General features: G+C 71.9%; 18 protein-coding genes. 3 read left to right on the top strand and 15 right to left on the bottom strand.

What is annotated here, in order from left to right:
• The first annotated feature begins 10 nt into the window (after nucleotides 1-10).
• The 3 genes from MVG78_RS03310 to fabI are packed head-to-tail and all read left to right on the top strand — an operon-like array spanning nucleotide 11 to nucleotide 3,398.
• Nucleotides 11-1,411, top strand: coding sequence for a bifunctional enoyl-CoA hydratase/phosphate acetyltransferase (locus MVG78_RS03310; protein ID WP_428480738.1), 1,401 nt, complete (start codon nucleotides 11-13; stop codon nucleotides 1,409-1,411).
• The gene (locus MVG78_RS03305; RefSeq protein ID WP_247558168.1) at nucleotides 1,408-2,610 is read left to right on the top strand and encodes an acetate/propionate family kinase; all 1,203 of its coding nucleotides are present in this window, start codon (nucleotides 1,408-1,410) and stop codon (nucleotides 2,608-2,610) included. The genes MVG78_RS03310 and MVG78_RS03305 overlap by 4 nt, the downstream gene beginning before the upstream one ends.
• On the top strand, nucleotides 2,607-3,398 hold the full coding sequence (gene fabI, locus MVG78_RS03300; protein ID WP_247558166.1) for an enoyl-ACP reductase FabI: 792 nt from the start codon (nucleotides 2,607-2,609) through the stop codon (nucleotides 3,396-3,398). Before MVG78_RS03305 ends, fabI begins: the two co-directional genes overlap by 4 nt.
• A gap of 274 nt (nucleotides 3,399-3,672) precedes the next feature.
• Here the strand turns inward: fabI and MVG78_RS03295 are convergent, their stop codons facing one another.
• From MVG78_RS03295 to MVG78_RS03230, 15 genes are all read right to left on the bottom strand, one after another.
• Nucleotides 3,673-4,410 carry an ABC transporter ATP-binding protein gene (locus MVG78_RS03295; RefSeq protein WP_247558164.1) on the bottom strand — a complete coding sequence of 246 codons (738 nt, stop codon included), beginning with the start codon at nucleotides 4,408-4,410 and terminating at the stop codon, nucleotides 3,673-3,675.
• Nucleotides 4,407-5,444, bottom strand: a complete 1,038-nt coding sequence (locus tag MVG78_RS03290; RefSeq protein WP_247558162.1) for an ABC transporter ATP-binding protein — start codon at nucleotides 5,442-5,444, stop codon at nucleotides 4,407-4,409. Before MVG78_RS03290 ends, MVG78_RS03295 begins: the two co-directional genes overlap by 4 nt.
• Before the next feature lie 29 nt (nucleotides 5,445-5,473).
• The gene (locus tag MVG78_RS03285) at nucleotides 5,474-6,196 is read right to left on the bottom strand and encodes a branched-chain amino acid ABC transporter permease (protein ID WP_247558160.1); all 723 of its coding nucleotides are present in this window, start codon (nucleotides 6,194-6,196) and stop codon (nucleotides 5,474-5,476) included.
• Between the two features lie 2 nt (nucleotides 6,197-6,198).
• Nucleotides 6,199-7,236, bottom strand: coding sequence for a branched-chain amino acid ABC transporter permease (locus MVG78_RS03280; RefSeq protein WP_247558159.1), 1,038 nt, complete (start codon nucleotides 7,234-7,236; stop codon nucleotides 6,199-6,201).
• Between the two features lie 61 nt (nucleotides 7,237-7,297).
• Nucleotides 7,298-7,678, bottom strand: a complete 381-nt coding sequence (locus MVG78_RS21465; RefSeq protein WP_282615044.1) for a type 1 periplasmic-binding domain-containing protein — start codon at nucleotides 7,676-7,678, stop codon at nucleotides 7,298-7,300.
• Complete coding sequence (locus MVG78_RS03275; protein ID WP_282615043.1) at nucleotides 7,575-8,459, bottom strand: ABC transporter substrate-binding protein; 885 nt, start codon at nucleotides 8,457-8,459, stop codon at nucleotides 7,575-7,577. Before MVG78_RS03275 ends, MVG78_RS21465 begins: the two co-directional genes overlap by 104 nt.
• A gap of 178 nt (nucleotides 8,460-8,637) precedes the next feature.
• On the bottom strand, nucleotides 8,638-8,895 hold the full coding sequence (locus MVG78_RS03270; protein WP_247558157.1) for a hypothetical protein: 258 nt from the start codon (nucleotides 8,893-8,895) through the stop codon (nucleotides 8,638-8,640).
• 26 nt (nucleotides 8,896-8,921) lie between these two features.
• Entirely contained in the window at nucleotides 8,922-9,923 is a 1,002-nt protein-coding gene (locus tag MVG78_RS03265; protein WP_247558155.1) for a DNA/RNA non-specific endonuclease, read from the bottom strand.
• Between the two features lie 245 nt (nucleotides 9,924-10,168).
• Nucleotides 10,169-10,624, bottom strand: a complete 456-nt coding sequence (locus tag MVG78_RS03260; protein WP_247558153.1) for a flavodoxin domain-containing protein — start codon at nucleotides 10,622-10,624, stop codon at nucleotides 10,169-10,171.
• A gap of 23 nt (nucleotides 10,625-10,647) precedes the next feature.
• The gene (locus tag MVG78_RS03255; RefSeq protein ID WP_247558151.1) at nucleotides 10,648-11,241 is read right to left on the bottom strand and encodes a pentapeptide repeat-containing protein; all 594 of its coding nucleotides are present in this window, start codon (nucleotides 11,239-11,241) and stop codon (nucleotides 10,648-10,650) included.
• A complete protein-coding gene (locus MVG78_RS03250; RefSeq protein ID WP_247558149.1) occupies nucleotides 11,238-12,500 on the bottom strand; it encodes an FAD-dependent oxidoreductase in 1,263 nt (420 codons plus the stop codon). Before MVG78_RS03250 ends, MVG78_RS03255 begins: the two co-directional genes overlap by 4 nt.
• Nucleotides 12,501-13,988 carry an aldehyde dehydrogenase gene (locus MVG78_RS03245; RefSeq protein ID WP_247558147.1) on the bottom strand — a complete coding sequence of 496 codons (1,488 nt, stop codon included), beginning with the start codon at nucleotides 13,986-13,988 and terminating at the stop codon, nucleotides 12,501-12,503. It abuts the gene before it with no gap.
• A gap of 13 nt (nucleotides 13,989-14,001) precedes the next feature.
• Nucleotides 14,002-14,835, bottom strand: a complete 834-nt coding sequence (locus MVG78_RS03240) for an aspartate dehydrogenase (protein ID WP_247558145.1) — start codon at nucleotides 14,833-14,835, stop codon at nucleotides 14,002-14,004.
• 2 nt (nucleotides 14,836-14,837) lie between these two features.
• The gene (locus tag MVG78_RS03235) at nucleotides 14,838-16,553 is read right to left on the bottom strand and encodes a thiamine pyrophosphate-binding protein (RefSeq protein ID WP_247558143.1); all 1,716 of its coding nucleotides are present in this window, start codon (nucleotides 16,551-16,553) and stop codon (nucleotides 14,838-14,840) included.
• Between the two features lie 11 nt (nucleotides 16,554-16,564).
• A complete protein-coding gene (locus MVG78_RS03230; protein ID WP_247558142.1) occupies nucleotides 16,565-17,350 on the bottom strand; it encodes an SDR family oxidoreductase in 786 nt (261 codons plus the stop codon).
• Between the last annotated feature and the right edge of the window lie 2 nt (nucleotides 17,351-17,352).

The following is a 17,352-nucleotide window of genomic DNA, read 5'->3' as shown; positions in this document are numbered from 1 at the left end:
GCCGGTGTTGGTGGAATCCACGCCCGGGGGCGGCCCGGTCCAGAACCGGCTCTTCGACGAGATCGCCATCGGCGACAGCGCCAGCCTGACGCGCACGGTCTCGCCGGAGGTGGTCGCGCTCTATGCCGCGGCCTCCGGCGCGCCGGGGCAGGCGGGCAGGCCGGCGGCGCATGGCATGCTGGCCGGGGCGCTGATCGCCAACCTGCTGGGCAACGAGCTGCCCGGCGCGGGCACCGTCTATCTGGGCCAGGAGATGCGCTTCGGCGCGCCCATCCTGGCCGGCGACATGCTGGTGCTGCGGGTGACGGTGAAGGACAAGCAGCCCGCCCATCGCTTGGTGCTGCTCGACTGCGAGTGCCGGCGTAGCGATGGGGAGGTGGTGCTGACCGGCACGGCCACCGTCTCCGCCCCCGCCGAGCGCGCCAGCAGCCCGGGCGTGAGCGAGGCGCCGGCGCTGATCCTGAAGCGCGCGCGGCACTACGAGGCGCTGATCCGCCGCACCGCGCATCACGACACGCCGACCCCCTGCGCCGTGGCCCACCCTTGCGAGCGCACGGCGCTGGAGGGACCGCTGGATGCGGGGCGGGAGGGCATCATCCGCCCGATCCTGGTCGGGCCGGTGGCGAAGATCCGCGCCGTGGCGGAGGCGGCGGGGCTCGATCTTTCCGGCGTGGAGATCCAGGACGCGCCGCACAGCCATGCCGCCGCCGCCCAGGCCGTGGCGCTGGTGCGCGGCGGGCAGGCCTCGCTGCTGATGAAGGGCAGCCTGCACACGGACGAGCTGCTGCACGCGGTGCTGGACAAGGAGACCGGGCTGCGCACCGCGCGGCGGCTCAGCCATGTCTTCATCATGGATGTGCCGACCTATCCGGAGCCGCTCTTCATCACCGATGCCGCGATCAACATCGCGCCGGACCTGAAGACCAAGGCGGATATCGTGCAGAACGTCGCCGACCTGCATCGCGGCCTGGGCCTCGGCGCGCCGCGCGTGGCCATCCTCTCGGCGGTGGAGACGGTGAACCCGGCGATCCCCGGCACGCTGGATGCCGCGGCGCTCTGCAAGATGGCCGATCGCGGCCAGATCACCGGCGCGCTGCTGGACGGGCCGCTGGCCATGGACAACGCGATCAGCGTCGAGGCCGCGCGCATCAAGGGCATCCGCTCCGAGGTCGCGGGCCGGGCCCAGGTGCTGGTGGTGCCGGACCTGGAGGCGGGGAACATGCTGGCCAAGAACCTGACCTTCCTGGCCGGGGCGGAGGCCGCCGGGATCGTGCTGGGCGCCCGTGTGCCGGTCATCCTGACCAGCCGGGCCGATAGCGTGCGGGCGCGGCTGGCCTCCTGCGCCGTGGCGGCGCTCTATGCCCGCGCCCTGGCCGCGAAACCCGCCACGGCGGGAGGAGCCTCCGCATGAGCGAGACCATCCTCGTCCTGAACGCCGGCAGTTCCTCCATCAAGTTCCAGCTCTATGAGCTGGGGGAGGAGGAGGGCCTGCATCGCCGCTTCAAGGGGCAGATGGGCGGCATCGGCAGCGCCACGCCGCGCCTGCGTGCCGTGGATGCGGAAGACCGCGTGCTGGTGGACGAGGTGATGCAGGCCGAGGCTGCCGACACGATGGAGGAAGGCCAGGCGGCGCTGGGCGGCTGGCTGATGGCGCATCTGGGCGCCCCGCCCATCGCCGTCGGCCACCGTGTCGTGCATGGCGGCCCGGATTTCGCCGCGCCCGTGCTGGTGGATGACGGCGTGCTGGCGGCGCTGGAGGCGCTGGTGCCGCTGGCGCCGCTGCACCAGCCCTTCAACCTCGCGCCCATCCGCTCCATCCGCGCGCGGCGGCCGGACCTGCCGCAAGTGGCCTGCTTCGACACCGCCTTCCACCGTGGCCATCCGGAGGTGGCGGAACGCTTCGCCATCCCGGAGGCCCTCTACCGGCAGGGCGTGCGGCGCTATGGCTTCCACGGCCTGTCCTATGAGTTCATCGCCCGGCAGATCCCCGTGGTGGCGCCGGAGCTCGCGGGTGGCCGCGTCGTGGTGGCGCATCTGGGCAACGGCGCCTCCGCCTGCGCCATCGCGGATGGGCGCAGCCTGGACAGCACCATGGGCTTCACGGCGCTGGACGGGCTGCCCATGGGCACGCGCCCCGGCAACCTCGATGCCGGGGTGGTCGTCCATCTCGCCGCCCAGGGCATGGGGCCCGGGGCGTTGCAGGACTTCCTCTACCATGACTGCGGGCTGAAGGGGCTGTCCGGCCTCACCAGCGACATGCGGGAGCTGCTGGCGAGCGACGCGCCTGCGGCCCGGCTCGCCATCGACTATTTCTGCTACCACACCGCCAAGGCGATCGCCGCGCTGGCCACCGCCATGGGCGGCATCGACGGCATCGTCTTCACCGCCGGGGTGGGCGAGAACGCGGCCCCGGTGCGCGAGGCGATCCTGCGCCACTGCGCCTGGATGGGGGTGGAGGCCGATCCGGCCCGTAACGCCGCGCATGGCCCGCTGATCTCCACGGAGGGCAGCCGGCTGCGCGCCTATGTCATCCCGACCAACGAGGAACGCATGATCGCCCGCCATACGCTGGACGTGCTGCGCGGCCGCACCGGCGGGAGGGCCGCATGATCCCGCGCGAGCGCGTCACGCTGGAGGGGCGGCGCGGCCTCGTCACCGGCATCGCCAATGGCAGCTCCATCGCCTGGGGCTGCGCCCGCGCCTTCCGCGGCCTGGGCGCGGAACTCGCCGTCACCTATCTGAACGACAAGGCGAGGCCGCATGTGGAGCCGCTGGCGCGGGAGCTGGAGGCGCCCATCCTCATGCCGCTGGATCTGGAGCAGCCGGGGCAGCTCGAAGCCGTCTTCGAGCGCATCGAACGGGACTGGGGGCAGCTCGATTTCCTGCTGCATTCCATCGCCTTCGCCCCGCGTGAGGACCTGCATGGCCGCGTGGTGGACTGTTCCCGCGACGGCTTCCTGCGCGCCATGGATATCTCCTGCTGGTCCTTCCTGCGCATGGCCAGGCTGGCCGAGCCGCTGATGGCGCGGGGGGACAACCCGGGCGGCGCGCTCTTCTGCATGAGCTACTACGGCTCCCAGCGCGTGGTGGAGCACTACAACATGATGGGGCCGGTGAAGGCCGCGCTGGAAAGCGCCACGCGCTACCTCGCCGCCGAGTTGGGCCCCCAGGGCATCCGCGTCCACGCCATCTCCCCTGGTCCGCTCAAGACCCGCGCGGCTTCGGGAATCAGCGACTTCGACGAGATGCTGGAACGCGCCCAGAGCACCGCGCCTGCCCGCAGCCTCGTCTCCATCGAGGATGTCGGCCTCGCCACCGCCTATCTCGCCACCGATGCCGCGAAGCTCATCACCGGGCAGACGCTCTATATCGATGGCGGGTACAACATCATGGGTTGAGGGGCGGCGCACTTCGTGGCCCGGGGGGAAGGCTCTGCCTTCGCCCCCGTACCCCCATCCGCCAGGACCCTGCGGGCCCTGGACCCGGTTCGCTGGCGCTTGCTGTCGGCCTGATCGCGCCGGAGAGCCATGCTCTCCGGCGACGGCGGGTGCTGCCAGCGCGGACAGGGTGTTTTCTTCTTTTCGGGAGCCCCTCTGATCGGGCCGCGAGCTGGCCTTGCCACCGGCGCCAACGCAAGGCGGGGTCTCGGGGAGGCCCTTGCCTCCCTGAGCCTCAGGCCACTGCGGCGGCGGAGGCCGAACGGATGCCGAGATAGGCCTCGACGATGCGCCGGTCGGCCTGGAGCGCATCCGGATCGCCTTCCAGCACGACGGAGCCGTTTTCCAGCACATAGCCGTAATCGGCGATGCGCAGCGCAGCGCGGGCATTCTGCTCCACCAGCAGGATGGAGACGCCGTTGCCGCGCAGGTCGGCGACGCTCTGCAGGATCTCCCGCACCACCAGGGGCGCGAGGCCGAGGCTGGGCTCGTCGAGCATCAGCAGGCGCGGCTCGCCCATCAGGGCGCGGCCCATGGCGAGCATCTGGCGCTCCCCGCCCGACAGCGTGCCAGCCTCCTGCCTCCGCCGCTCCTTCAGGCGCGGGAAGAGGCGGAAGACCTCCTCCAGCATGGGCTCGGCGCTGCCGGAACGGCGCAGCCGGAAACGGCCGAGGCGGAGATTGTCCTCCACCGTCATGCTGGTGAAGAGTTCGCGCTTTTCCGGCACCAGGCTGATGCCGTCGCGCACGCGCTCCTCGATTCCCTGCCGGGCGAGGCTGCGCCCGGCGAAGGCGACCTCGCCACGCGACGGCAGCACGCCCATGATGGCGTTCAGCAGCGTGCTCTTGCCCGCGCCGTTCGGGCCCAGGATGGTGACGATGCTGGCCTGCGGCACGGCCAGCGAGACGCCGGAGACCGCGGGCACGCTGTCATAGGCGACGTGCAGGTCCCGCACCGCGAGGATGGGTGTCATGCCGCGCTGCCCAGATAGGCGTCGATCACCGCCGGGTTGTCCTGGATCTCCCTGGGGCGCCCCTGCGCCAGCTCGGCGCCGAAGCTCATCACCACCAGCCGGTCGGTGAGGTTCATCACGAAATCCATGTCGTGCTCCACCAGCAGGATGGTCATGCCTTCCTCGCGCAGCCCGTCCAGCAGCCGCGCCAGCGCCTCCTTCTCCCTATGGCGCAGCCCGGCGGCGGGTTCGTCGAGGAGGAGGAGCACGGGGTCGAGGCAGAGCGCGCGGGCGATCTCCACCAGGCGCTGCTGGCCCAGGGACAGTTCGCTCGCCACCAGATGCGCGACGGGGCCGAGGCCGACACGCTCGATCTGCCGCCGCGCCTCGGCGAAGATCCGCGCCTCCTCCGCGCCGTCCAGCGCCAGCGCGCCGCGCAGCGCCCCGGCGGAACCGCGCAGGTGGACGCCGAGCGCCACATTGTCCAGCACGGTCATGCCGTGCACCAGCTTCACATGCTGGAAGGTGCGCGCGATGCCGAGCCGCGCCACGCCGCGCGCCGGCAATCCGCCGATCCCGCGGCCGAGGAAGGCGACGCGGCCGCCCGTCGCGGCGAGCACGCCGGTCAGCAGGTTGAAGGTCGTGCTCTTGCCGGCGCCGTTCGGGCCGATCAGCCCGGTGATCTCCCCGGCGCGCAGGGCGAAGCCGACATCGTTCACCGCCACCAGCCCGCCGAAGACCTTGCGCAGCCCCTCGGCGCGCAGCACCTCCTCGCCCCGCGCCGGCTGCTGCCGCACCGGCAGGGGCGCGGCCTCCACCGCCGCCGGCGCCACTCCCCCGCGCGGCGCGGCGCGGAACGGGCGCGCGAGGCGCGGCCAGAGCCCGTCCGGCGCGAATTGCAGCAGCAGGATCAGCAGCGCGCCGAAGACGATGGTCTCGAAACTGCCCTGGGCGCCGATGAGGGCGGGCAGCAGCGTCTGCAACTGGTCGCGCAGCAGGGTGACGATGGCGGCGCCCAGCACCGCGCCGCCGATATGCTGTATGCCGCCCGCCACGCCCATCAGCAGGTAGTCGATGCTGGTGTTCAGGCCGAAGGGGAGGGGTTCACGGTGCGCTGGAAATGCGCGTAGAGCCAGCCCGCGAGCCCGGCCAGCAGCCCAGCATAGACGAAGGCCAGGATGCGCGCCCGCAGCGTGTCCACGCCGCAGGATTCCGCCGCCATGGCGCCACCGCGCAGCGCCCGGATGGTGCGCCCGGCGCGCGAGCGCAGCAGGTTGTGCGTCAGCAGCATCGCCGCCGCCAGGAAGAGCAGCACCAGCAGCGCGAAATGCCGCGCCTCGATCAGCGGGAAGCCGAACAGGGAGACCGGCGGGATGCCGCTGATGCCGTCATAGCGGTGGAAGAGGTCGAGATTGCCGATCAGGTAGAAGAAGGAGACGTTCCAGGCGATGGTCGCGACGGCGAGGTAATGCCCGCGCAGCCGCAGCGTGATCGCGCCGATTCCCCAGGCCAGCAGCCCCGCCGCCAGCACCGAGAGCGGCAGGGTGAGCCAGGGGGAGAGGCCGTGCTCCGTGCTCAGGATCGCGGTGGTGTAGGCGCCGATGCCGACGAACATCGCCTGGCCGAAGGAGATCAGCCCGCCGATGCCGGACAGCACGACGAGGCCCAGCACGGTGAGCGAGGCGATGCCGATATAGCCCGCCAGCACCGCCCAGAAGCCCGGCAGCCCGGGCCAGAGGAGCAGCGCCGCGGCGAGGAGCAGGGCGCCAAGGGGGAGGGCAGCGGAGGGGAGGAGGCGGGCGGCCATGCTCAGTGCTCCTCGTCCAGGCTCTGCGGCATGCGCCAGGAGCGCCAGAGCAGCACGGGGATGATGATCATGAAGACCAGCACCTCCTTGAAGGCGCTGGCCTGGAAGCTGGCGAAGCTTTCCACCAGCCCGATCAGCAGCGCCCCCGCCGCGGCGAGGGGATAGCTGGCCAGCCCGCCCACGATGGCGGCGACGAAGCCCTTCAGCCCGATCAGGAAGCCGGTGTCGTAGTAGATGGTGGTCAGTGCCGAGACCAGGATGCCGCTCACCGTGCCGATCGCCGCGGCGAGGCCGAGCGCGGTGCGGCCGCAGAGATCGGGGGAGATCGCCACCAGCCGCGCGCCGAGCGGGTTCACCGCCGTGGCGCGCAGGGCCTTGCCCAGCAGGCTCTGCTCGAAGAACAGGAACAGCGCCGCGATCAGCAGCAGCGTCATCAGCACCACGGCGATGGACTGGCCGGAGATCAGCAGCGGCCCGGCCTCGATCACCGCGTCGGACAGGGCCTCGGTGCGGAAGCCCTCCGCGCCGAAGAAGACTAGGCCGAGCCCGGTCAGCGCCAGATGCAGCGCGACGGAGACGATCAGCAGCACCAGAACGCTGGCCTGGATCATCGGGCGATAGACGATGTCGTAGAGGAAGATCCCCATCGGCACCACGATCAGCAGCGTCAGCGCCACCATCGCCAGCGGCGGCGCGCCGAGCGCCAGCGCCAGCCGCGCGAGGCCCCAGGCGAGCAGGGGGAGGAGCACCGGCATGGCGAGGCGCCGCGCCTGCTGCGCCGGGGGCAGGTTCCGCCCGGTCCAGAGCCGCAGCAGGGCGGTGGCGAGGCCCAGGAGCATCAGCAGCCAGATCGTGCCCGGCATCTGCCCGGCCTCCAGCACCGCCAGGGTCAGCGCGCCGAAGCTGACGAATTCCCCGATCGGCACGAAGACGATGCGCGTCACGGTGAAGACGATCACCAGGGAAAGGGCGAGCAGCGCATAGATGGCGCCGCTGACGACCCCGTCCTGCACCAGCACCAGGAGGATGGAGAGATCCACGATCGTGTCCCGTCAGGAGGGGGCTGCCCTTCCCCGGCGGGCGGGGAAGGGCGGCGCGCCGTTACTGCGGCAGGAGCTTCCAGGTGCCGTTCTGGATGGTGACCATCACCCGCGATGCCTCGCCCTGGCCGACATGGTCGGTCGGCGACATGGTCGCGGTGCCGTTCACGTAGACGACGCCCTTCAGCCCCTCCAGCGCATCGCGCAGCGCGGCGCGGAACTCGGGCGTGCCGGGCTTCGCCTTGTCGGCGGCGATGGGGATGGCGTGGCTCAGCAGGAGGCCGGCATCATAGGCATGGGCGCCGAAGGTCGAGACGCTGCCCTTGCCGTTTTCCGCCTCATAGGCATCGCGGTACTTCCGCGCCGTCTCGCGCGAGGGATGGCTCTCGGGGAGCTGGTCCACCACCACCACGGGGCCGACGGGCAGGATCTGGCCCTCCATCCTTGCCGCCGACGCGCAGGAAATCGGCATTGGCGACGCCATGCGTCTGGTACACCGCGCCGCGGAAGCCGCGTTCCTTCAGCCCGCGGGCCGGCAGCACCGCCGGGGTGCCCGCCGCGATGATGAAGACGGCGTCCGGCTTCGCGGAGACCACCTTCAGCACCTGTCCGGTGACGCTGGTGTCGGAGCGGGCATAGCGCTCATCCGCCACGAGGCGGATCTTCCGCTCCTCCAGCAGCGGCTTCATCACGTTCATCCAGCCGTCGCCGTAGGAGTCGCTGAAGGCGATCACGCCCAGCGTCTTCACCCCCGCCTTCGCCATGTGGTCGGCCACCGCCGTCGCCATCAGCGCGTCGTTCTGCGCGGTCTTGAAGACCCAGCGCCGCCGCTCATCCACCGGCGAGACGATGGCGGAGGAGCCGGCCAGCGAGATGGTCGGCACCTTCTGCTCCGCCGCGACCTCGACCATGGCGATGGAAGCCGGGGTGACGCTGGAGCCCACCATCGCATCCACCCGGTTCTCGGCGATCAGCTTGCGCATGTTCGCCACGGCGCGCGTGGTGTCGGAGCCGTCATCGAGGATGATCCACTCGACCGGCTGGCCGCCGAACTCCTTGGGCAGGAGGCGCACCGACTTGCCCTCCGGGATGCCCAGCGAGGCGCCCGGCCCTGTCTCCGACAGGGTGACACCGACGCGGACGGGATCGGCCGCCGAGGCGGGCGAGGCGGCGGAGAAGGAAACACCGAGCAGCAGCGCGAGGCCGGCGGCAGATTTCCACATCGTTTACGCTCCCTGTGGCCGGGATTCTCTGGTCCCGTGCCTCTTTCATCCCCGTTCCCTACGCCGGGCCCGATCCTGGTGGAAGCGGGCGGCGGGAGAACGGCTTTCGCGGAAAGAATTAACCAACCAGCCGGTCAAATCAACCTTTTCCGTGGGGCTCATGGAGCCCGCCCGGCCCTCAGGCGAAGGGGTTCTTCGTCTCGTCCACATTCCCCCCGGTGCTGACCTTCTGGGGGAGCTTCGCCGCCTCGCCTTCCAGCACCGCCAGGGCGGCGGAAAGCAGGGCGTGCAGTTCCCGCGCCAGGGCCAGGCCCTCCTTGTCCCGGGTCAGGTCCAGGCTGCCATAGAGGGCGATGCGGTCCTGGCCGTTCTCGATCTTCAACCCGCCGATCTCGGTGGCGGCGGCGTCGTCGGCGAAGGGCTTGAGCTTCGTCATGCGGCAACTCCTTTCAACGACCCGCTCTAGCGGCGCCCCAGAACGCGGATCAGCAGCAGGATGACCACCACGGCCACCACGGCCGCGATGATCAGGGTCACGCGGCTGCCCATGATGCCCGGACCGGCGGGGGAAGCCACCGGCGCATCGCGGCGGGCGACGCTGCGGTTGGACACCGTGCCGCTGCTCGCCACCTGGCCGCCGGTCTGGCCCTCGCAACTGCCGCGGATGTTGTTCGGCTTCGGCTGCGGCAGGGCCATCGCCTGGGCGCGGATCGCGGGGGCGAGGGAGGGGAAGACATCGATCCCGGCGATGTCGCGCAACTCGTCGAGCGACACCGCCCGCCAGGACAGGCCCGGGCCGTTCGGAGCCAGATAGGCCCCGGCCTCCCCACGGCCGGGGAGGTAGATGGCCTTGTAGAGCGAGGTCGGCACCAGCACGCGGCGGTTCAGGCGGCGCAGGTTCTCGCCCTCGAAGACAGGGCCGGTCACCACCCAGACCTCGCCATCCCCGGTGGCGAGGTCGCGCACCGTGCTCTCGATCCCCTCCCAGAGGCAGCGGTTCGATTCCGGCGCCTGGGGCACGATATTGGCGAGCGAGAAGCTGTCATGCTGCGAGCTGGGCGTGGCCATGTCGCCGGAGGGCGCCATATGCCCCCGGTCGAAGCCGGAGCGCGCGTAATCCGACAGGCGCGCCCGCTGGTCGGCCGGTAACTGGTCCTCGGCATGGAAGGCGTCGTCGCGCGGGACCCGGCGCGCCTGCTGGATGCGGTCGCGGGTCAGGTGTTCGGACACCGCCAGCGGCGTGCGCGACACCCCGCTGTAGAGGACGGCGAAGCCCTCGAAACAGAGACGGCTCGTGTCCCGCTCCAGGGCCGGGCGCGCGATCGACGGCGCGACGCCATCGGGAGAGTGCTGCGCGCAGGCATCCTCCGCCGCATGGGCCGGTGGAGCGGCGAGGAGCAGTGCCAGCGCCGGCAGGAGAAGCAGGAGCAGGGGGCGCCAGCGGCGGATCACGGGGCGGGGCATATCGCATCCACTCTCATGTTCACCGGGCCCTGAACAGACGGCACTGTCTCCCTTCCGATGTTTCAACCGGGCGGCGAAGCTTGCCACCCTTTATGCGCCGGGCCGTAGGCGATGCGCCCTCCGTTTCCCGTGAAACGGCCAGGGCCTTGGGATGGTGGGGCTTGCGGTTACTCTGGTGTCCCGGGGGAAAGGCGCTGCCTTCCCCCGGGACAGCGCCACGCCGGACGTGGCGTGCGAGCAGCGGATCAGGCGGCGGCGCCGGCCTCAGCGGCCAGGGCGTCCCGCCAACCCTCCAGCCATTCCCCGGCCTTCTCCTCCGGCATATCGCCCGAGTTGGCATCGCAGCACAGGATCTCGCCGACGCGATGGGCACCGAGGCTGGCGAGGGCTTTGTCGAAGAGCCTGCCGCCCTCGCAGAAGGTCTCGTAGCTGCTGTCGCCGAGCGCGATCACACCGTAGCGCAGCCCCGACAGGTCGAGCGTGGAGGCGCGGAGCGCGTCGTAGAAGGGCTTGGCCCCATCGGGTACCTCGCCGTCGCCATAGGTGGAGGTGCAGAGGATGCAGGCTTCCGCATCCTTCAGCACGGCGGGGTCGCCGCCATCCATGGCGACGATCTCGGCGCCGTCCAGCGCGGCGGCCAGTTCGTCCGCCACCATCTCCGCCGTGCCGGTCATGGTGCCGACCAGGATCAGGAGCTTCATCGCAGGGTCTCCTCGGTGGGATATCAGGTCCAGGAAAAGCCGTAGGCGGTGATCTCGCGCAGCAGCGCCTCGGGGCCCTTCTCGCCGGAGCTGCCACGCAGCCAGATGCGGCCATGCACCTCCAGCCCGCGCAGATCGACGCGGCCATCGAAGCGCGCGGCGTTGCACCAGAAGCCGCCCAGGCATTCGGTGTCCTGCAACGTCACGGAATCCCCGAAGCGGGCGCTGTCGCAGGAAAGGTTGCCGAAGGCCACGGCATGGTCGAGCTCCGCCAGGGTGGCGAAGCGGGCCTCGTCGAAGCTGGCGGTGCCGCGGAACTCGGCGCCGGAGAAACGTGCCTGCCGTTCGAAGGCCGCGCCGTCGAAGCGGGCATCACGGTCGAAGCGCGCGCCGGAGGCATCGATGCCACCCTCGAAGTGGCAGCCCTGGAACCAGGCAAGACCCTCGAAGACCGTGCCCACGAGGCGCAGCGGCGCGGCGAAGACGGTGCCGCGCAGGTCGAGATGGCCGAGCGCGCGGCCGGACAGGTCCAGCGGTGCCTCGATGCGGCGGTCGCGCAGCTCCACCACCTCGCCGGGGCGGAGCGGGGCGGCGATGGCGAGGGGGATGTCGCTCATGCCTCGGCCAACTCGCGACAGAGGGCGAGCAGGGCGGTGCGGGAGGCGCCTTTGCGGCGCACCCGCCCGGCGCAGGCCGCGGCCTCCTCGGCGGCGCGGATGCGCAGCCAGTCAGCGAAGCCCACCGGTGCCACGCCCTTTTCCCGCAGCAGGGCGGCCAGCCCTTCCCGGCCCGGTTTCGTGCCCGTGGTGGCAGCCAGGGCCGGGCGCGCGGCATCGGCGACGATCCGTGCCTCGGCGCGGGCCTCCGGAATGGTGCCGCGCGGGCCACGGCGGAACCAGCCGGCGGCGTAGAGGCCCGGGGCGAGTTCCGGCGCCAGGGCATCGCCTTGCGGCAGGCCGCAGGCCGCGCGGTGCAGCGCCTCGGCAGGGCCGGGCTCGAAGCCGATGGCGGTCAGCAGCGTGTCGGCGGGAATGTCCTCCATGGCGCCGCTGCGGCGGTCACGGAAGCGCACTCCCTCCACGTGGCCCGTGCCGAGCACGGCCTCGGGCATGAGGCCGAAGCGGAAGGTCAGGCGGCGATCCCCGCCGCCCACGCCATCCAGCGCCCGCAGCGCGGCGAGGCGCGCTGCGGCGGCTGTATCCTCCGGCACGGGGCCGTCTTCCAGCGGCACGCTGATACGCGTGCCGGTGAGCCTGCCGAACTCCTTGATCATGGCGACGTCGAAGCGCGCTGCCTCCGGCGCGCCACGGCCCACCACCGTCACCTCGCGCACCCCGGCCAGGGCGGCGGCATGGTCCGGATCGAGGTCGCTGCCCGTCAGCTCCGCCTCATCCTTGCTCAGCAGCCGTGCGAGGTCGAGCGCCACATTGCCGTTGCCGATCACCACCACCCGCGCGCCGAGGGCGGGCAGGCGCCCGGCCTCGTCCGGATGGCTGTTCAGCCAGCGCGTCACCCAGCCCGAGCCGTGCACGCCCGGCAGGTCGTCGCCGGGAATGCCCAGGCGCCGGTCGCCCGAAAGCCCCAGGGCCAGGAAGACCGCATCGTAGAGCCCGCGCAGCGCCTCCAGCGTCACGTCGCGGCCCAGCGTCACATCGCCCCAGAAGCGCACGTCCTCGCGCTCGAAGAGCCGGTCGAACTGGCGCGACACCGCCTTGGTGCCCTGGTGGTCGGCGGCCACGCCATAGCGCAGCAGCCCATAGGGCACCGGCAGGCGCTCGATGATGTCGATCTCCGCCTCTGGCCAGTCCTTGCGCAGGGCCTGGGCCAGGAAGCAGCCGCTGGGGCCGGAGCCGATGATGGCGATGCGGTGGGTCATTCACGCAGCCCCGGGGGCGGACCAGGGATGAGGCTGGCCGGGCAGGTCCACGTAGAAGGACTTCTGCGCCATCCAGGCGCGGATGCCCTCGCGCCCCTTCTCGCGGCCCAGCCCGCTGTCCTTCACCCCGCCGAAGGGGGTGGAGATGGAGAACTGCTTGTAGGTGTTCACCCAGACCGTCCCGGCCTCGATGGCCCGCCCGACCCGCCAGGCCCTGGGGAAGTCGCGCGTGTAGATGCCGCAGGCGAGGCCGTAGTCGTTGTCATTGCCCATCGCCACGACCTCCTCCTCGCTGTCGAAGGGCAGCACCACCAGCACGGGGCCGAAGACCTCCTCCCGGCAGATGCGGGCGGTGTTGTCCAGGCCCGCCAGGATGGTGGGGCGCAGATAGACGCCCTCCTCCATCCCCTCGGGCCGCCGGCCCCCGGCCAGGATCTCGGCGCCCTCGGCCACGGCGCCGCGGATCATCGCCTCCACCGAATCCCGGTGGTCGTCATGGATCATCGGCGCGACCTGGGTGCGCGGCTCGAAGGGATGGCCGACGCGCAGCGCCTCCGTGGCGGCGACGAGGCGGGAGACGAATTCGCCATAGACGGCGCGCTGCACGAAGAGGCGCGAGCCGGCGATGCAGGACTGCCCGGTGGAGGAGAAGATGCCGAACAGCACCCCCGCCAGCGCCACGTCCAGATCCGCATCGGCGAAGACGATGGTGGGCGACTTGCCGCCCAGTTCCAGCGAGACGGGCATCAGCTTCGCCGCCGCCTTCTGCGCCAGGGCGCGGCCGACCGCCGTGCCGCCGGTGAAGGAGACCTTGCGGATGGCCGGATGCGTCACCAGCCGGTCGCCCACCACGCCGCCCGCGCCGGGCAGGATGGAGAAGAGGCCCCGCGGCAGGCCGGCGGCCTCGACGATGCGGGCGAGCTCCAGGCAGACCAGCGGGCTCCAGGAAGCGGGTTTCAGCAGCACGGCATTGCCGGCGGCCAGCGCGGGCGCCACCTTCTGCGCGTCCGAGGCGATGGGCGAGTTCCAGGGCGTGATCCCCGCCACCACGCCGAGCGGCTCATGCACCGACAGGGTCAGCGCATCGCCCCGCTGCGGCGTCAGCGCCTCCTCCGAGGTTTCCAGCAGCGCCGCCATGTAGCGGAAGGTGCCGGCGGCGCTCATCGCCAGGGCGCGCGTCTCGGCCAGGGTCTTGCCCGTGTCGCGCGACTGCACATAGCTGATGCGGTCGGCCTCGCGCGCGATGCCTTCCGAGATGCGGTAGAGGTAGGTGGCGCGCTCATGCGGGCGCAGGTTGCGCCAGGACGGGTCGCGCTGCGCCTTCTGCGCCGCCTCGATGGCCAGGTCCACATCCTCCGCCGAGGCGCCGCGCAGCACGCGGTTCAGCGAGCGGTCGGCGGGAAAGGCCGAGGTGATCTCGGCACCCCGCCCCTCGCGCCATTCGCCGGCAAAATAGAGCTTCCCCTCGGGCAGATCGAACGGCCGCATGAGTCTGGCCTCCTCAGATGACGGTGGCGGATGCGCGGTTCAGCAACTCGCGCGCCACGCTGTACCCCGCGGTCAGCGAGGTCTTGGGATTGGCCGGCGAGGGACGCCCCTCCAGCCGGATGGTGAAATCGGCGCAGCCGGAGCGCACCGCGACCTCGTGGACGTTGCGGGCGATGCCCGGATCGGCGATCAGCTTCACCCGCACCGTGTCGAAGCCACCATTGCCTCCCCGGGCCGCCAGCGCCACGGTGGCGGCGACATTGGCGTTCTGCGGATAGTTCCGCGCCGCCTCGCGCGCCGTGCCCTCGTAGAAGACCGTGGGCTCCGTCAGCGCGTCGAGGTCGAGCAGCGTCTCGGCCTGCGTGCCCTTCCAGGCGCGCGGCGGCTTGCGGCCGAGATAGGTGACCTCCTCCAGCCCCGAGAGCCGCGCGGCGCCCAGCGCGTCGATGCCGCCGACCGCGCCGGGCGGCAGGACGAGCTTCGCGCCCCCTGCCCGCGCCGCCGCCTCCAGCCGCCCATGCAGTTCCGCATCGGCCAGGGCGCCGATGGCGATCACCACGAGGTCGCGCCCGCTGCGCAGCACCGCCTCGCCATGCGCACGCACCGCGCCATGGCCGGCGCATTCCGCCACCACATCCGGCGCATCGGCCAGGAAGCCCGCGATGTCGCTGCGCACGGTGCTGGCCTCCGCCACGCGATGCGCGGCGAGCAGCGCCTCCGCCCTGGCTTCGCTGCCCGGGCGGACCAGGATGGTGACATGCTCCAGCGGCGCCGGGAGATGCGCGGCCAGGGCCTCCAGCACCGTCGCCGCCATGCCCCCCGCGCCGATCAGGCCAAGACGCCGCATGCTCAGCGCGCCCCGCCCGCGGCGCCGGCCGGCGGGCCGGCGAAGGCATTGGCGAAGGGACCGATCACCGTCATGTCGATCTCCAGCACCCGCGGCCCTTCCTCGGCCAGCGCAGCATCCAGGGCGGTGGCGAAATCATCGACATCGGCGATGCGGGTGTGCGGCATGCCGATGGCGGCGCAGAGCAGGGCGAAATCCGGGGTGCGCAGGGCGGAATAGTGATGCCGCCCGCCATATTGCGCGTCCTGGATGTTCCTGATGACGCCATAGGCCTTGTCGTTCATCAGCACGAAGGCGATCGGCGCCTTCTCCTCCACGGCGGTGATCAGCTCGGCGATGCCGAGCTGCGCGCCGCCGTCGCCCATCAGCGCCACGGTCTTCTCCGCCGCCGCCAGCGAGGCGCCGATGGCCATGGCGATGCCCTGGCCGATGCCGCCGCCCAGAGCGTGCACGCCGAGATTGGGCGCCGCGATCTGGACATAGCGGTTGCCGAAGGTGCTGTTGGAGATGGTGACGTCGCGCACCCAGGGATGACGGCCGGCCGGCACGCGCTCCAGCAGCGCATCCGCCACGACCTGGTAGGGGCCGAGATTGGCGCGCAGCGCGCCCTCCGCCTGGGCCCGGGCGATGGTGACGTCGTGCAGGAAGATCCGGTCGGTGTCGAGCTGCTCCGGCAGGCGCTCCAGCAGGCCGCGCAGCGCGGCGCCGGCATCGGCCTGCAGCAGCAGGTCGGCGGCGTAGTTGCGGCCACCCTGCGCGGCATCGGCGTCGATCTGCACCAGCGGGCGCGGCAGGCGCATGGCGTTGTTGCGCGTCTCGTTGCCGCGCAGGCGGGAGCCGATGACGATCATCAGGTCGCTGCGGGCGTAGATCGCCTGCGCCTCCGGCCCCATGTTGAAGGCGCCCAGGCTGTGCGGGCTGCTTTCCGGCACCACGGCGCGGCCGTTGGTGCTGGTGACCACGGCGATGCCGCGCGCGGCGAGGGCCGTGGCCTCGGCCTCCGCCCCGCGCGCGCCGCCGCCGAGCCAGAGCATCGGGCGCTTCGCCGCGCGCAGCAGCTCGGCCACGCGGTCCAGCAGCACCGGGTCGGGCTGCGGCCGGTTGATCATCGGCGCGCGGAAGGCCTGGGGCGAGGCGCCGCCCGCCTTCTGCCGCTGCACGTCCACCGGGATCTCCAGCGAGACCGGGCCGGTCGGCGGCGTCAGCGCGGCGCCGGCGGCGGCCTGCAGCATGCCCAGCGCGGCATGGCCGTCCCAGATGCGGAAATAGGCCTTGCTCACCGCCTTCAGCATGTCCGGCTGGCGCGGCACGTCATGGATCGGCGCGCGGTCGCGGTCGGCGAAGGGCAGGTCGATCTGCGTGGTGATGTGCAGCACGCGCGAGCCCGCGGTCAGCGCCTCGGCCTGAGCCCCCGCCGCATTGCCGGCGGCGGTGCCGGTGCTGGTGATGGCGACGCCCAGACCGCCGGAAACGCGCGCATAGGCATCGGCCATGTTCATCGCCCCGGCCTCCCCCCGCGCCGGCACGAAGCGGATGCGGCCCTGGGTGGCGATGGCGTCCAGGATCGGCATGTTGTGGATGGAGATGACGCCGAAGACGGTTTCCACGCCGATATCGGCGAGGTAGCGCGCCACCAGCTCGCCCACCGTTTCCGTGAAGGTGGTGGTGCCGGCCGGGCTGGGCGGGAGGGAAGGGGGCGGGAGGGCGGTCTGCGACATGGGATGCGTCCTCAGATGAAGCGCGACACGCCGCCCGAGACTTCGAGCTGGGCGCCGGTGACGTAGGAGGCGGCGGGAGAGCCGAGGAAGAGGATGGCGCGGGCGGGCTCCTCCGGCTGGCCGAGGCGGCCGGCGGGGATGCCCTTCTTCGCGGCGAGGTCGCGGAACCAGTCCTCGCGGGCGATGCCGGTCTCGGCATGGGCGGCCTGCCAGCGGCGCTGCCACTGGCCGGAATCCACGAGGCCCAGCAGGACGGAGTTCACCCGGATCGTGGGCGCCAGCTCGGTGGCCAGCGATTTCAGCAGGTTCTGCACGCCCGCCCGCGCGGCGGAGGTGCAGACCATGTGCGGCTCGGGCTGCAGGGCGAGCAGCGAGTTCACGCCGACGATGGCGGCGGCGTCGCTTTCCCGCAGCAGCGGCAGGAAGGCGCGCAGCGGGCGGATCTGGCTGAAGAACTTCAGCTCCAGCTCCTCCCGCCAGGCCTCGTCCGTGGTCCCGGCGAAGGTGGAGACGCGGCCCTGGCCGGCATTGTTCACCAGCAGGTCGCAGCGCCCGCGCCAGCCGCGCACCGCCTCCGCGAAGCCCGACACCTGCGCCCCGTCCAGCACGTCGCAGCGATGGGCGAGGAGGCTCTCCCCGCCGCCCAGCGCCTCGCGCGCCGAGGCCAGCCGCGCCTCGTCCCGCCCGCAGATGGCGACCGAGGCGCCCTCCGCCAGCAGCAGCCGCGCGCAGGCGAGGCCGATGCCGGAAGTGCCGCCGGTCACGACCGCGACGCGGCCCGCATAGCCCAGATCCATGG

The organism is Roseomonas gilardii subsp. gilardii (assembly GCF_023078375.1).
Classification (GTDB): domain Bacteria; phylum Pseudomonadota; class Alphaproteobacteria; order Acetobacterales; family Acetobacteraceae; genus Roseomonas; species Roseomonas gilardii.
The sequence above is the reverse complement of the archived record's forward strand: the minus strand, read 5'-3'. Positions and strand labels throughout refer to the sequence as shown.